This window comes from Gordonia namibiensis NBRC 108229, from assembly GCF_000298235.1.
Lineage (GTDB): Bacteria > Actinomycetota > Actinomycetes > Mycobacteriales > Mycobacteriaceae > Gordonia > Gordonia namibiensis.
This window is the reverse complement of sequence record NZ_BAHE01000011.1, coordinates 203,452-216,395: the sequence shown is the minus strand read 5'-3', so window position 1 is coordinate 216,395 and position 12,944 is coordinate 203,452. Positions and strand designations below refer to the sequence as shown.

The following is a 12,944-nucleotide window of genomic DNA, read 5'->3' as shown; positions in this document are numbered from 1 at the left end:
TAGAGCGCCGGAAACGAGAAGAAACAGAATGCGTACAGAACTCGCCGACAAGTTCGGCATCGAGTACCCGATCTTCGGGTTCACCCCGAGTCAGGACGTCGCTGCGGCGATCAGCCGGGCCGGCGGACTCGGCGTGCTCGGCTGCGTGCGGTTCAACGAGGCCGAGGAACTCGACGAGGTCCTCGAGTGGATGCACGAGAACACCGACGGCAAGCCCTTCGGCGTCGACATCGTGATGCCCGCCAAGATCCCCACCGAGGGTTCGAAGGTCGACCTGGATTCGATGATCCCGCCGGAGCACCGCGCGTTCGTCGAGCGCACCCTCGACGACCTCGGTGTCCCGCCGCTGCCCGGTGAGGAACGCGTGAACTCGGGTGTGCTGGGCTGGCTGCACTCGGTGGCCCGCTCGCACGTCGACGTCGCGATGGAGCATCGTCGCAAGTACGGGCAGATCAAGCTGATCGCGAACGCCCTCGGCTCGCCGCCGTCAGACGTCATCCAGACCGCGCACGACAACGGCGTGCTCGTCGCGGCTCTTGCGGGCGCGAAAGACCATGCGCTGCACCATGTCGAGGCCGGTGTCGACATCGTCATCGCGCAGGGTTACGAGGGAGGCGGCCACACCGGCGAGGTCACCTCGATGATCCTGTGGCCCGAACTCGTCGACGCGGTCGGCGACTCCGCCCCGGTGCTCGCCGCCGGCGGCGTGGGCAGCGGCCGCCAGATCGCCGCCGCCATCGCGCTCGGCGCACAGGGTGTGTGGATGGGGACATACTGGCTGACCGCCGCGGAGTACAAGCTCGGCGTGCCCGAGGGTTCGGACAAGCCGTCGACCGTGCAGCAGGCACTGCTCAAGGCGACTTCGCGGGACACGGTGCGTCGTCGTATCTACTCTGGCAAGCCGGCCCGTCTGCTGAAGACCGCCTGGACCGACGCCTGGGACGCCGAGAACGCCCCCGAGCCACTGCCGATGCCGTTGCAGAACTTGCTCGTCGCGGAGGCGCACGCCCGCATCTCCGCGGCCGACAACCCCGACGTCGTCGCCATGCCGGCAGGCCAGATCGTCGGACGCTGCAACGCGATCACCCCGGTCGCCGACCTCATCGCCGACCTCGTCAGCGAGTACGAGGAGGCCGTCGGCCGGATGAACAAGACGCTACACAGCTGACCCGCTCCACAAACCCACCCCTTTTCGGCAAACCCAGCTCACGGGTGGTGATCCTGACGAAAAGGGGTGGGTTTTCTTGTGGACCAGCGCGCACGCCTAGTTCAAGAAGAAGACGCCTACTATTGCGAAGCCGGCGATGAAGACCAGGGCCCCGGTCGCGATGCCGGTGCACACCTGGCGCGTTCGTCCATGGGCGACCGTTCCGACTACGCCGATGACGAGGAGTAGAACGACGAGAACGAGTCCGAGCCCCCACAGCAGTGCGTAAGCGAGCATCGAAACGGCTAGTGCCGCAATCGCCGCGAACGGGGTTGCCGGGCCGAAAAAGCGTTTATCCATTTCGCTAGGCTCCTAAAGGAATCAGGACGATGCCGCTGACGCATGCGGCCATAGCGATTACCGCCGACCAACGGCGTGCAGAACTGCCGCCGATCAAGAGCAAGAACGCGACGACAAGAGCGGCGGCGACGACGACGGAACGGGTGACAGTAGCCGACGGGGGATCGAAGACATGGGGCGCAACGAAAATCGCGACCATGAGGATGGCCGCGTGATCGATTCTGCTCTCGAATCAGCTGGCCCTCGGGCCTGGCCTGTCCATTCCGCCGGGGTGAGGTTAAGGACTGGGTTCCCGGCGAGAGGTGCTTCCAGGTCGAGGCTCGCCTTAAGCGCGAATATCCCGTTCGCGATGGAGACGAGGTTCGAGGGCTTCCATGATGTGACTTCGTTGTAGCTAGGCGGCATCGCTAAAGTGGCGCCCTCGTTGAACGTCCATCAGGATTGGCAGCGGAACCGGGTGGTCCGTCGCAGGTCCGACACGTGCGGGGTACGCGACCGCGTCGCGGATGAGCTTCTCGCTACTCTGATCCGTTTCGACGGTGGTGTCTCGGCATGCCATCACCAGCTCTGCGAATGCCGATACAGCATTGGAGGCATTCGACAAGGAGCTTTGGATCTGACGATCACCGTGCTCAGCGATACCTGACATGTCGTCAGTCGCGCCTCGGAAAGAGTCAGCGAGTGTGCTGAACGTTTGGGTCATAAAGCTGGTTCCGAGGCGAGCATTGAGGCTGAGGTCGCCGATGCGGGTAGCACAACCGTGAATCTGGGTGGCGACCGAAACCAGCGACGGCGCCTCTACGATTAGTTCTGACATCATCTCCCCCCGGATGTTCCGGTCGAAGCTAGCACGCACAACGCAGTCCTGGCGTTTAGCCCTCGTCTATGTCGTTCACACACTAGCGGTGACCAATGGGTTCGCTGGGGAACGATCCACATGCAGCGGCAGGATCGCGGGCCGAGGCGTCCGATAGACCCACCCCTTTTCCGTAGACACGCCCCATCGACGTCGGGCGGGTTTACGGAAAAGGGGTGGGTTTGTGTCAGGGGCGATAGATGCGACCGTCACGCCGCCAGGTCGGCGGGGTGGGGTCGGCGGCCAGCAATCGCTTCACCGTCTTGAACGTGGCCGTCTCCGGGAGCGAGTCGACGATCCGCACGCGGTGCGGCCACTGCTTGGGACCGAGATCGTCCTGCGCGGAGAGGAACTCGGCGAAGTCGTCTGGGTGCAGGACGGAATCCGCGACGAGCACCGCCTCGATCTCGTCGCCGATCTCCACCGGGATACCGTGGACCGCAACTTGGCGAATCTCGGCATGGCGGAGCAGGATCCGCTCGATAGGGCCGGTGCCGAGGTTCTCACCGTCGACGCGGAGCCAGTCGCCGAGGCGCCCGGCGAAGTGCAGATAGCCGTCGTCATCGACCCAGGCGAGGTCGCCGGTGTGGTAGACACCGCCGCTCATGCGCTCGGCGGTGGCGTCGGGGTCGTTGTAATAGCCGGCGAACAAACCGGGGCCGGAGGTGTTCACGATCTCACCGATCACGCCGGGCGGCACGGGTTCTCCGGACTCGACGTCGACGACGGCCGTCGGTTCACGCAGGGGACCCAGCGCGTCGTGGGGAGTGTCCGGCGTGCGGGTGATGGCGACACCGCCCTCGGTGGAACCGAAACCGTCGACGACCCGGCAACCGAACCGCTCGGCGAAGCGCTGCCGGTCCACCGCCGACGCCTCGTTGCCGTACATGATCCGCAACGAACTCGACGCGTCGTCGGGATGCGGGTCGGTGGCGAGGATGTAGTTCAGCGGCTTGCCGACGTAGTTCGCGTAGGTCACGCCGTAGCGGTGGAGATCGGCGACGAAGCCGCGCGCAGAGAAGCTGCGGCGCAACGCGATCGACGCTCCGCCCGCGACCGCGACACTCCACCCGGCGATCATCGCGTTCGAGTGGAACATCGGCATCGACAGGTACACGACGTCGTCGGCGCCGATCTCGAAACGCTCGGCGAGCATCGGGCCGCTGACCGCGAAGGTGCGATGTGTGCAGCGCACGGCCTTCGGGTCGCCGGTGGTTCCCGACGTGAAGATCAGCATCAGCAGATCGTCTGGCGCGGCGTCCACGACCGGTGCTGCTGAACCGGACGCAACCGCGGCCGACCACTCCGGACCGTCGATGTCGACGGCACGGACGTCGCTGAGGTCGACGTCGGTCAGCAGTTCGCGGGTGTCGTTGCCGTACAGCACGATCTGGCAGTCGGCGCGTGCGACGTCGGCAGCGAGCGCGGTACCTCGCCGGGTGGTGTTCAATCCGACGAGGACGAAGCCATGCCGTGCCGCGGCGGCGAACAGTGCAGCGAATTCTGCTGTGTTGGAGAGCAGTACACCGACGTGCGGAGGCCGGTCGGATGACAGCCAGTCGAGCAGGACGCCGGCCCGGACCGCGGCGTCATGTAGGTGCCGCGCCCAGGGTGTGAACGACTCCTCGAAGTGCACACCACGATCGGTCACCTCGGACAGGTCGGCCAGCAGGCCGGCGACCGTGGACCGCTGGGTCACGGTGCCCGGAACGCTCACGCCGGGGTGGCGGCCAACTCGGTGCCGATGGCGCGCACCGACGCGGTCGCCGAACCGTAGGCGAACTCGTTGTGCTTGGCGCGCAGGAAATACCGATGAACCGGATGGCTGGTGTCGAGGCCGACGCCGCCGTGGACGTGCACCGTCGTGTGCGCGACCCGATGGCCGGCCTCGGCGGCCCAGAACTTGGCGGTGGCGATCGCGTTGTGGATCTCGGCGGCATTGTCCGAGTTGGCCAGTAGCCAGGCCGCCTGCGTGGTGGTCAGGGCGAGACCCTGGGCATCGATGTACCCGTCGGCCAGACGCTGGGCGACGGCCTGGAACGAGCCGATGGCACGCCCGAACTGCTCACGCTCGCGGGCGTATTCGGCGGTCAGCTCCAGCGCGCGTTCGACGACGCCCGTCTGCTCGGCGCTGCACGCCAGCGTGGCCCGGACGCGCAGCGCGTCGGCCACGTCCGAACCCGCCAGCACGTCGTCGGAATCGACCGGCACGTCGTCGAATTCGACCTCCGCAGTAGGGATCAATCCGGTCGCCGGGGTGGCGGTGATCCGGATGCCGTCCGCGCTGGTGGGAACCGCCACCACGACGATGCCGTCGGGTCCGGTTGCGTTGACCAGCAACAGATCAGCGGCCTCGGCGTAGGGCACATTCATCTTGACACCGGACAGGCGCGAACCGTCGGAAGAGAGCTTGGTGATGGGGGAGTCGGCCGGCGAACCCAGGTCCTCCTCGATGGCCACCGACACGACGAGATCGCCCGCGGCGGCGGAGGCCAGCACCCGGTCGCGAAGACCGGACGAGCCGTGCGCGGCGATCACGGGCAGCGCCGCCACCGCGTGCTGACCGAACGGCACCCGCGCCAGCACGCGACCGAGTTCGGTTGCGACGAGGGTGTTCTCGATGACGCTCAGGTCGCCACCGGCATCGCCGACGGCCTCCGACGACAGTTCGAGCCCCAGCAAGCCGGCGGTGCCGAGTTGCTGCCAGAGGTCCGAGTCGATCGGCGCGCGGCCGGCTTCGAGGTCGGCGACGCGTTCGGGCGTGCTGACGGAGGTGGCGATGTCGCGGGCCAGGCCGCGGACGTCGTCACCGGATTCGGGAAGGGAGAAGTCCATGGTTGCGTCTCCATGTTCAGGGTCTGAGGGGTGTCGATACGCCGTGTGCTCGCTGCGCTCGCTCCGGGCTACTCAACCAGCGAGCGGAAGGGATCAGCGACGCTGGTGCGGCAGGCCGAGGGCGAGCATGGCGATGATGTCGCGCTGGATCTCATTGGTGCCGCCACCGAAGGTGAGGATCAGCGAGGTGCGCTGGAAGCGTTCGAGGCGACCGTTGATGTGCGCGCCGGGGCTGCCGGCACGCAGCGTCGCGGCCGGGCCGACGACCTCCATGAGCAGGCGGTAGGCCTCGGTGGCGAACTCGGTGCCGTACACCTTGGTGGCCGAGGCGTCGGCCGGCGACGGTGCGCCGCCGGAGCTGGCCGCCGAGGCGATCTTCCAGTTGATGAGCTTGAGGAACTCGACCTTCGCGTGCACCCGGGCCAGGTTCTGCTGGACCCACGGGGCGTCGATGACGCGCTGACCGTCGCCGGTCTTGGTCTGCTGGGCCCAGGCGATCGTCTCGCGCAGGGCGGTCTGGATCGGCGCGGCGCTGCACAGGGCGACCCGCTCGTTGTTGAGCTGGTTGGTGACCAGCGGCCAGCCGCCGCCGACCTCGCCGACCACCGAGGACGTCGGTACCCGCACGTCCTGGTAGTAGGTGGCGCTGGTGTCGACGCCGGACATCGTGTGCACCGGCGTGTAGCTGAAGCCCTCGGCGGTGGTCGGCACGATGAGCACCGAGATGCCCTTGTGCTTTTTGCCGCCTTCCTGCAGCGTCGACGGATCGGTGCGGCAGGCGAGCCAGATGTAGTCGGCGTAGGGGACCAGGCTGGTCCACATCTTCTGGCCGTTGATCACGTAGTCGTCGCCGTCGAGGACCGCGGTGGTGCGCAGTGCGGCGAGATCGGTACCGGCGCCCGGCTCGGAGTAGCCGATGGAGAAGTGCAACTTACCTGCGGCGATGCGCGGCAGGAAGAAGGACTTCTGCTCGTCGGTGCCGTAGTGCATGATCGTCGGCGCCACGGAGTTGATGGTGAGGAACGGGACCGGCGCACCAGCGATGGCGGCCTCGTCGGTGAAGATCAGCTGATCCATCATCGAACGGTTCTGACCGCCGAACTCGGTGGGCCAGCCCAAGGCGAGCCAACCGTCGGCGCCCATCTGTTCGACGACGTCGCGGTAGGCGTCGCCCTCACCGAGTTCGCCACCGTCACCGCCGGACAGGGCGGCCCGGCGGTCCTCGGTCATCAGGTTCGAGAAGTACGCGCGGAGCTCCCGCCGGAGCTCGGACTGTTGATCGGTATAGGCGATTCGCATCGAAACTCCATGGGTCTGTGGCTAGCGTCCGGACCCCGCTTGTGGTCAAGTTATGGGGGTAAGGCTCGTCTAGTTTCTGAAACACGTTCTAACCTGTTCTGGCAGCCCCGTCAACAGGCGACGAGCCGGTGAGGAGAAGGTTCTGATGCGTATCAAGGCAGATTTCGACCTTTGCGAGTCCAATGCCATCTGTGTGGGGATGGCACCGGACTTCTTCGACCTGGACGATGACGATTACCTGGTCATTCTCCAAGAAGAGATCCCTGCGGACCGTGTCGAGGAACTGCGACAGGTGGCGGCCAACTGTCCCAAGTCCGCACTCTCGGTCGAGGAGGACTGACTGAGCTGAACTCCCGTTCGGTTCCATCCGACCGGGAATCATGCTAGAACAGGTTCTAGTTTCAGCTCAGGAGGAATGTCGGGTGGGTAACTCGTTGGACGGGCGCGTCGCGGTCGTCACCGGTGCAGGTGCAGGTCTCGGTCGGGCGGAGGCCATCGGCCTCGCCGCGGAAGGTGCCACGGTCGTGGTGAATGACCTTCCGGCAGCGCTTGATTCGAGCGATGTCATCGACACGATCACGTCGGCCGGCGGCCGCGCGATCGCCGTCGGAGGTGACATCAGCGATTCGTCCACCGCGAGTGCCATCATGGCCGCGGCGACCGAACAGCTCGGTTCGCTCGACATCGTCGTGAACAACGCGGGCGTGGTCCGCGACAAGATGCTGTTCAACATGACCGACGACGAGTGGGATCTGGTCATCCGCGTTCACCTGCGTGGCCACTTCCTGCTCAACCGCAATGCGGCGTCGCACTGGCGTGCGGCGTCGAAGGCCGCTGGTGGACCGGTCTACGGCCGGATCATCAACACCTCCTCGGAGGCCGGGCTGCTCGGCCCCGAGGGGCAGGCCAACTACGGTGCCGCCAAGGCCGGCATCACCGCGCTCACGCTGTCCGCATCGCGAGCACTCAAGCGTTACGGCGTCCGCGCCAACGCGATCTGCCCGCGTGCGCGGACCGCGATGACCGCGGACGTCTTCGGAGACGCGCCCACCGACGGCGTCGATCCGCTCGATCCAGCACATGTGGTCCGGCTCGTGAGCTACCTCGCCGGACCCGAGGCCGACGGCGTCACCGGTCAGGTGTTCGTCGTGTACGGCCCCAAGGTCACCCTCATGGCGGCACCCACGGTCGACGAGGTGTTCACCGCCGACGGCGATGCCTGGGACTCCGACGACTTGGCCAAGACCCTCACGGGCTTCTTCGCCGATCGCGATCCCGGACGCACTTTCTCGGCAAGCGCTCTGGTCAACTGAGCGTTTCGTCGGGATTCTGCGTGATAGGTTTCGCGATGGTTCGAGGGTGAAGGGGGTCCGCTGGTGCTGAGTAAACTGGCCACGCCCCTCGGGGGGATCGGCGACTTCGTGGCGCTCGGCGTCGAATCGGCGCGTGAGTTGTTCCATCGTCCGTTCCAGTGGCGGGAAACAGTAGAACAATCGTGGGCGATTGCCCGTGTCTCGATGGTGCCGACGCTGCTCGTCGCCATCCCGTTCACGGTGCTCGTCAGCTTCACGCTGAACATCCTGCTGCGCGAGATCGGCGCGCAGGATCTGTCCGGCGCCGGCGCGGCCCTGGGCACCATCACCCAGATCGGCCCGATCGTGACGGTGCTGATCGTGGCGGGAGCGGGTGCCACCGCGATCTGCGCCGACCTCGGCGCCCGCACCATCCGCGAAGAGATCGACGCGATGAAGGTGCTCGGCATCAACCCGATCCACCGGCTCGTCGTGCCGCGCATCGTGGCGTCGACCTGCGTCGCGCTGCTGCTGAACAGCCTGGTCTGCACCATCGGTATCGGCGGCGGCTTCATCTTCTCCGTCTATCTGCAGGACGTGAACCCGGGCGCCTTCGTGGCCAACCTGACGTTGCTCACCGGCTTCGGTGAGCTGATGATCTCCATGGTCAAGGCAGCCTTGTTCGGCCTCTTCGCCGGCATGGTCGGCTGCTACCAGGGGCTCAACGTCAAGGGCGGCGCGAAGGGTGTGGGCGACGCCGTCAACGAGACCGTCGTGTACTCGTTCATGGCGCTGTTCGTCGTCAACGTCGTCGTCACCGCGGTCGGACTCAAAGCGACGGCGGGCTGAGCGATGGTACTTCCTTTCACAACACGCTTCCGGACCGCGCGCGTCGCGGTGAAACGAGCCGGCGAGGACTGGGACCAGATCGGCGACCAGGCACTGTTCTATTGGGACAGCGTCGTGTCGATCCCCCGTGCGATCAAGCACTACAAGAAGGAGACGCTGCGGCTCATCGCCGAGATTTCCATGGGCACCGGCGCGCTCGCCATGATCGGCGGCACCGTCGTGGTCGTCGGCTTCCTGACGCTGTTCACCGGCGGCACCATCGCCGTCCAGGGCTACAGTTCGCTGGCCAACATCGGTGTCGAGGCGCTCACCGGCTTCTTCTCGGCCTTCATCAACGTGCGCATCGCGGTGCCGGTCATCTCCGGAATCGCCCTCGCGGCGACCATCGGCGCCGGTGCCACCGCGCAGCTCGGCGCCATGCGGGTGTCGGAGGAGATCGACGCCCTCGAGACGATGGCCATCTCCTCGATCCCGTACCTGGTCAGCACCCGCATCATCGCCGGCCTGATCGCGATCATCCCGCTGTACGCGCTGGCCTCGCTCGCCTCGTTCCTCGCGAGCCGCTCGGCGACGGTGTTCCTCTACGGACAGTCACCGGGTGTGTACGACCATTACTTCGACACCTTCCTGATCCCGTCGGACATCCTGTGGTCCTTCGTGCAGGCGATCTGTATGGCGGTGGCGGTCATGCTCATCCACACCTACTACGGCTACAACGCCTCCGGCGGTCCCGTCGGCGTCGGCGTCGCGGTGGGCAACGCGGTGCGTGCCTCGCTGGTCGTGGTCGTCGTCATCACCCTCCTCACCTCCCTCGCCATCTACGGCGCGGACGGCAAGTTCAACCTGGCGGGCTGAACCATGAGCAGAAAACAAGAACGGACACGGACCACCCGTCGCCTGGCGGCAGTCGCCATGGTCGCGGTTCTGCTGTTCCTGATCATCGGCGCCAGCGCATCGTTCCTCGGCGCGTTCAAGGGCACCCAGCAGGTCACGCTGGTCGCACCCCGCGCCGGTCTGGTGATGAACCCCGACGCCAAGGTCAAACTGCGCGGGGTCGAGGTCGGACGCGTCGGCAAGATCACCGAGCAGGGCGGCAACGCGATCCTCACCCTCGACATAGCGAACGATTCGATGTCGAAGATCCCGGGCAACGTGGTCGCCGACATCAAGTCCAACACCATCTTCGGCGCCAAGGCCGTCAACTTCTACGTGCCGGGTGAAGCCGAGGGCGAGCTCACCGCGGGTGCGGAGATCCCGGCCGACCGCGTGGTCGTCGAACTCAACACCGTCTTCCAGCAGCTGGTCTCGGTGCTCGCCGACCTGCAGCCGGAGAAGCTCAACGCCACGCTCGGCGCGGTCGACACCGCGTTGTCGGGGCAAGGGGAGGACATCGGTGTGGCCCTCGAGCAGCTGACGACGCTGCTGGGCAAGACCAATCCGCACCTGCCGGCGCTGAACCGGTTGTTCCGTGAGGGCGCCACCGTCACCAACGTCTACGCGGACGCGATGCCCGACCTGATGCGCACCGTCGACAACTTCACCGCTGTGGGGAACACGCTGGTGGACAACACGTCCAACCTCGACGCGCTGCTGATCAACGCGACCGGGATGGCCAACACCATCGACGGAGTCATCGCACCGAGCAAGAAGACGCTCATCGGTGCGCTGTCGGACCTCAATCCGATCGCCGCGCTGCTCGGTTACAACTCTCCGGGCATCAAGTGCTTCCTCACCTCCGGGGCCATTGCCGGCGAGGTCGCCAAACCGTTCATGGGCGGACGCAACGGCATGCTCATGCTCGACGCAGGCCTGCTGCCGGGCAAGGACCCCTACGCCTACCCGTACGACCTGCCCAAGGTCGCGGCCGAGGGACCGCCCACCTGCGCGGGTGGCCTCTCCGACCCGGGAACCACCGAGCATGCGCCGTTCTACGTCAGCGACAACGCACCGCAGCCCTACCAACCCAGGACCAAGCCGAAGGTGAACTCGAAGAAGCTGTTCCAGATCCTGTTCGGGGAGCCGCCCCGTGGATAACCGCGCACGCGCTTTCCGCGCAACCCTCATCAAGCTGGGCGCGTTCACCGTGGTGATGATCCTGGTGTTCGTCGCGCTGGTCGTGGTCTTCAGCCGCTACCGGTCCGGGGCGTCGAATGAGTTCTCGGCAGTCTTCACCAGTGCGTCGGCGATGAAGTCGGGCAGCAAGGTCAAGATCGCCGGCGTCGAGGTCGGAGCCGTCGGCGACGTCGAGCTCAACCGCGACAACGAGGCCGTGATCACGTTCTCCGTCGACGAGCAGTACCCGCTTCCGAAATCCGTTCGGGCACTGATCCGTTACGAGAATCTCACCGGCGACCGGTACCTCGAACTGCAGCAGGGGACCGGGGACACCTCGACCTTCCTCGGCGACGGTGCGCAGATCCCGGTCACCCAGACCGAACCGGCTCTCGACCTCGACAAGCTCGTCGGTGGTTTCAAGCCGCTGTTCCGGACGCTCAACGCCGACGACGTCAACGCGCTCACCAGCTCGCTGATCGCGGTGTTCCAGGGACAGGGCGGGGCACTGAACACCCTGCTGTCCAACACCGCGTCGTTCACCGATGCACTCGCCGACCGGGATCAGCTGATCGGCGACGTCATCGACAACCTGAACACCACCCTCGCGACGCTCGACGGCGATCGTGCGGGACTCGACACCAGCGTCGACCTGCTGCAGCAGCTGGTGACCGGCCTGGCCGAGCAGAAGGGCACGATCGGCAACGCCCTCACGCAGACGTCTCGGGTCACCAACGGTCTCTCGGATCTGCTGTCGACGACCCGTCCGACACTGCAGTCGATGGTCACCAACACCGGCCGCGTGTCGGAGGAGTTGCTGGCGGCCGAGCCGTTCGTCCGCAACCTGATCTCGCGCCTTCCGGAGGACTACAAGGTCCTGTCGAACCTCGGTTCCTACGGCGCCTGGCTGCAGATCTACTTCTGCCGCCTGCGAATCCTGCTCCCCGCACCCGGAGGCCAGACGATTCTCTACACCTCGAACAACGTCATGGGTGACACCACCCGCGCAGGCGGAAGGTGTGACGGATCATGAGTCTTCCCTTCGGCGGCATGTTCTCGAGCCGCAGAACCGAATCCGAACAGGCCGACATCGCGCGCGAGGAGAAGCACGGCGGACGCAGCCGCGCGCAGGTGGGCATCATCGGCATCGTGGTCGTCGCCATGGTCGTCATCACCGCGATGCAGATGGACAAGCTGCCGTACCTGGCACCCATCAGCACCTACAGCGCCTACTTCGACGACGCCGGCGGACTCGCCAAGGGCGACATCGTCGTGGTCTCAGGTGTGCAGGTCGGCACGATCGAGGGCATCGAACTCGCCGGCACCGACCAGGGCACCAAGGTGAAGGTGTCCTTCCGGATGGACGACACCGTCGAGATGGGTGACGAGACACAGGCCGCCATCCGCACCGAGACGGTGCTGGGTCGTCGCAACCTGACGGTCATCCCGCACGGCGGCGAACGCATCAAGCCGGGCGGATCGATCACGCTGGGCAACACCATCGCGCCGTACTCACTGCAGGACGCGCTCGAAGGTGCCACGGACACGATCTCCGGCACCGACACCGATCAGCTCAACACCGCACTCAAGACCCTGACGGTCACCTTCTCCGAGACCCCGGATCAGGTGCAGGGCGCGGTCAACGGTGTTGCGCGCCTGTCGAAGGCCGTCGCCGACCGCGACGCCGAACTGCGGGCGCTGCTGGCCAAGGCCAACCAGGTCAGCAAGATCGTCGGGGACCGCAATGACCAGATCAACCGCCTGCTCATCGATGCCAACGCCCTCGTCGGCGAGATCGAGATGCGCCGGTACGCACTGAATCAGCTGATCAAGGGGATCGGCGACGTCACCACGCAGCTGCGCGGCTTCATCGCCGAGAACAACGAACAGCTGACTCCGGTGCTGGAGAAGTTCGACCGGGTGGCCACGATCCTCACCGACAACGAGAAGAACCTGAAGGAGACGATCGACCGTCTCGGCCCGTTCGCCAACACTCTCGGCGAGGCCGTCGCGTCCGGTCCGAACTTCGATTCGCTGGTGGGCCTCAACAGCTTCGGCGACTACACCGCGATCTTCCTCAACGCGCTGCGCGGCCGGTACCCGCAGCTGTGGCAGTCGCTGATGTACTCGGGCTTCCCGCTGATCCCCGACTACTACAAGCTGGGACCGCCGGACAACACCGACACCCCGCGCGGCCCGCTGCCGACCCCGACCTATCCCAAGCCGGTACCGACCACGAGAGGAGGACGGTGAC

Annotated in this window: 13 protein-coding genes; 9 read left to right on the top strand and 4 right to left on the bottom strand. The window is 66.1% G+C overall.

Translation table 11 applies throughout. The annotated features are described in order from the left end of the window. Nucleotides 1-28 precede the first annotated feature (28 nt). Complete coding sequence (locus tag GONAM_RS07855) at nucleotides 29-1,168, top strand: NAD(P)H-dependent flavin oxidoreductase (protein WP_006866224.1); 1,140 nt, start codon at nucleotides 29-31, stop codon at nucleotides 1,166-1,168. A 96-nt stretch (nucleotides 1,169-1,264) separates the two neighbouring features. On the opposite strand, the gene GONAM_RS07850 is transcribed toward GONAM_RS07855, so the two are convergent. Next, nucleotides 1,265-1,507, bottom strand: coding sequence for a hypothetical protein (locus GONAM_RS07850; RefSeq protein WP_006866223.1), 243 nt, complete (start codon nucleotides 1,505-1,507; stop codon nucleotides 1,265-1,267). Nucleotides 1,508-1,536: 29 nt separating this feature from the next. On the opposite strand from GONAM_RS07850, the gene GONAM_RS22625 reads away from it, so the two are divergent. Next, nucleotides 1,537-1,722: a hypothetical protein gene (locus GONAM_RS22625; RefSeq protein WP_006866222.1), complete on the top strand. Its 186-nt coding sequence runs from the start codon at nucleotides 1,537-1,539 to the stop codon at nucleotides 1,720-1,722. Between the two features lie 828 nt (nucleotides 1,723-2,550). Here GONAM_RS22625 and GONAM_RS07835 read toward each other — a convergent pair. From GONAM_RS07835 to GONAM_RS07825, 3 genes are all read right to left on the bottom strand, one after another. Beyond that, nucleotides 2,551-4,080 (bottom strand): AMP-binding protein, encoded by a 1,530-nt coding sequence (locus GONAM_RS07835; protein WP_006866220.1) that lies wholly within the window; start codon nucleotides 4,078-4,080, stop codon nucleotides 2,551-2,553. Beyond that, the gene (locus GONAM_RS07830; protein ID WP_006866219.1) at nucleotides 4,077-5,198 is read right to left on the bottom strand and encodes an acyl-CoA dehydrogenase family protein; all 1,122 of its coding nucleotides are present in this window, start codon (nucleotides 5,196-5,198) and stop codon (nucleotides 4,077-4,079) included. Before GONAM_RS07830 ends, GONAM_RS07835 begins: the two co-directional genes overlap by 4 nt. Before the next feature lie 93 nt (nucleotides 5,199-5,291). After that, nucleotides 5,292-6,497, bottom strand: coding sequence for an acyl-CoA dehydrogenase family protein (locus tag GONAM_RS07825; protein WP_006866218.1), 1,206 nt, complete (start codon nucleotides 6,495-6,497; stop codon nucleotides 5,292-5,294). Nucleotides 6,498-6,642: 145 nt separating this feature from the next. Between GONAM_RS07825 and GONAM_RS07820 the strand changes: the two genes are divergently transcribed. The 7 genes from GONAM_RS07820 (at nucleotide 6,643) to GONAM_RS07790 (ending at nucleotide 12,943) form a co-directional block, all read left to right on the top strand. Then, nucleotides 6,643-6,837, top strand: a complete 195-nt coding sequence (locus tag GONAM_RS07820; protein ID WP_006866217.1) for a ferredoxin — start codon at nucleotides 6,643-6,645, stop codon at nucleotides 6,835-6,837. 82 nt (nucleotides 6,838-6,919) lie between these two features. After that, nucleotides 6,920-7,810 (top strand): 3-oxoacyl-ACP reductase, encoded by an 891-nt coding sequence (locus GONAM_RS07815; RefSeq protein ID WP_006866216.1) that lies wholly within the window; start codon nucleotides 6,920-6,922, stop codon nucleotides 7,808-7,810. Between the two features lie 63 nt (nucleotides 7,811-7,873). After that, entirely contained in the window at nucleotides 7,874-8,638 is a 765-nt protein-coding gene (locus GONAM_RS07810) for an MlaE family ABC transporter permease (RefSeq protein ID WP_005201556.1), read from the top strand. Between the two features lie 3 nt (nucleotides 8,639-8,641). Then, the gene (locus GONAM_RS07805; RefSeq protein WP_004022039.1) at nucleotides 8,642-9,493 is read left to right on the top strand and encodes an MlaE family ABC transporter permease; all 852 of its coding nucleotides are present in this window, start codon (nucleotides 8,642-8,644) and stop codon (nucleotides 9,491-9,493) included. 57 nt (nucleotides 9,494-9,550) lie between these two features. Beyond that, nucleotides 9,551-10,672 (top strand): MCE family protein, encoded by a 1,122-nt coding sequence (locus tag GONAM_RS07800; protein ID WP_006866215.1) that lies wholly within the window; start codon nucleotides 9,551-9,553, stop codon nucleotides 10,670-10,672. Beyond that, nucleotides 10,665-11,723 (top strand): MCE family protein, encoded by a 1,059-nt coding sequence (locus GONAM_RS07795; RefSeq protein WP_006866214.1) that lies wholly within the window; start codon nucleotides 10,665-10,667, stop codon nucleotides 11,721-11,723. Before GONAM_RS07800 ends, GONAM_RS07795 begins: the two co-directional genes overlap by 8 nt. After that, nucleotides 11,720-12,943, top strand: coding sequence for an MCE family protein (locus tag GONAM_RS07790; protein ID WP_006866213.1), 1,224 nt, complete (start codon nucleotides 11,720-11,722; stop codon nucleotides 12,941-12,943). The genes GONAM_RS07795 and GONAM_RS07790 overlap by 4 nt, the downstream gene beginning before the upstream one ends. Nucleotide 12,944: the final 1 nt, after the last annotated feature.

What these genes read in the sequence shown, in the direction of transcription:
- GONAM_RS07800 (WP_006866215.1), top strand. Translation starts at nt 9,551, where the DNA reads ATGGTCGCGGTTCTGCTGTTCCTGATCATCGGCGCCAGCGCATCGTTC.
- GONAM_RS07790 (WP_006866213.1), top strand. Translation starts at nt 11,720, where the DNA reads ATGAGTCTTCCCTTCGGCGGCATGTTCTCGAGCCGCAGAACCGAATCC.
- GONAM_RS07820 (WP_006866217.1), top strand. Translation starts at nt 6,643, where the DNA reads ATGCGTATCAAGGCAGATTTCGACCTTTGCGAGTCCAATGCCATCTGT.
- GONAM_RS07825 (WP_006866218.1), bottom strand. Translation starts at nt 6,497, where the DNA reads ATGCGAATCGCCTATACCGATCAACAGTCCGAGCTCCGGCGGGAGCTC.
- GONAM_RS07805 (WP_004022039.1), top strand. Translation starts at nt 8,642, where the DNA reads ATGGTACTTCCTTTCACAACACGCTTCCGGACCGCGCGCGTCGCGGTG.
- GONAM_RS07850 (WP_006866223.1), bottom strand. Translation starts at nt 1,507, where the DNA reads ATGGATAAACGCTTTTTCGGCCCGGCAACCCCGTTCGCGGCGATTGCG.
- GONAM_RS22625 (WP_006866222.1), top strand. Translation starts at nt 1,537, where the DNA reads ATGCCGCTGACGCATGCGGCCATAGCGATTACCGCCGACCAACGGCGT.
- GONAM_RS07830 (WP_006866219.1), bottom strand. Translation starts at nt 5,198, where the DNA reads ATGGACTTCTCCCTTCCCGAATCCGGTGACGACGTCCGCGGCCTGGCC.
- GONAM_RS07855 (WP_006866224.1), top strand. Translation starts at nt 29, where the DNA reads ATGCGTACAGAACTCGCCGACAAGTTCGGCATCGAGTACCCGATCTTC.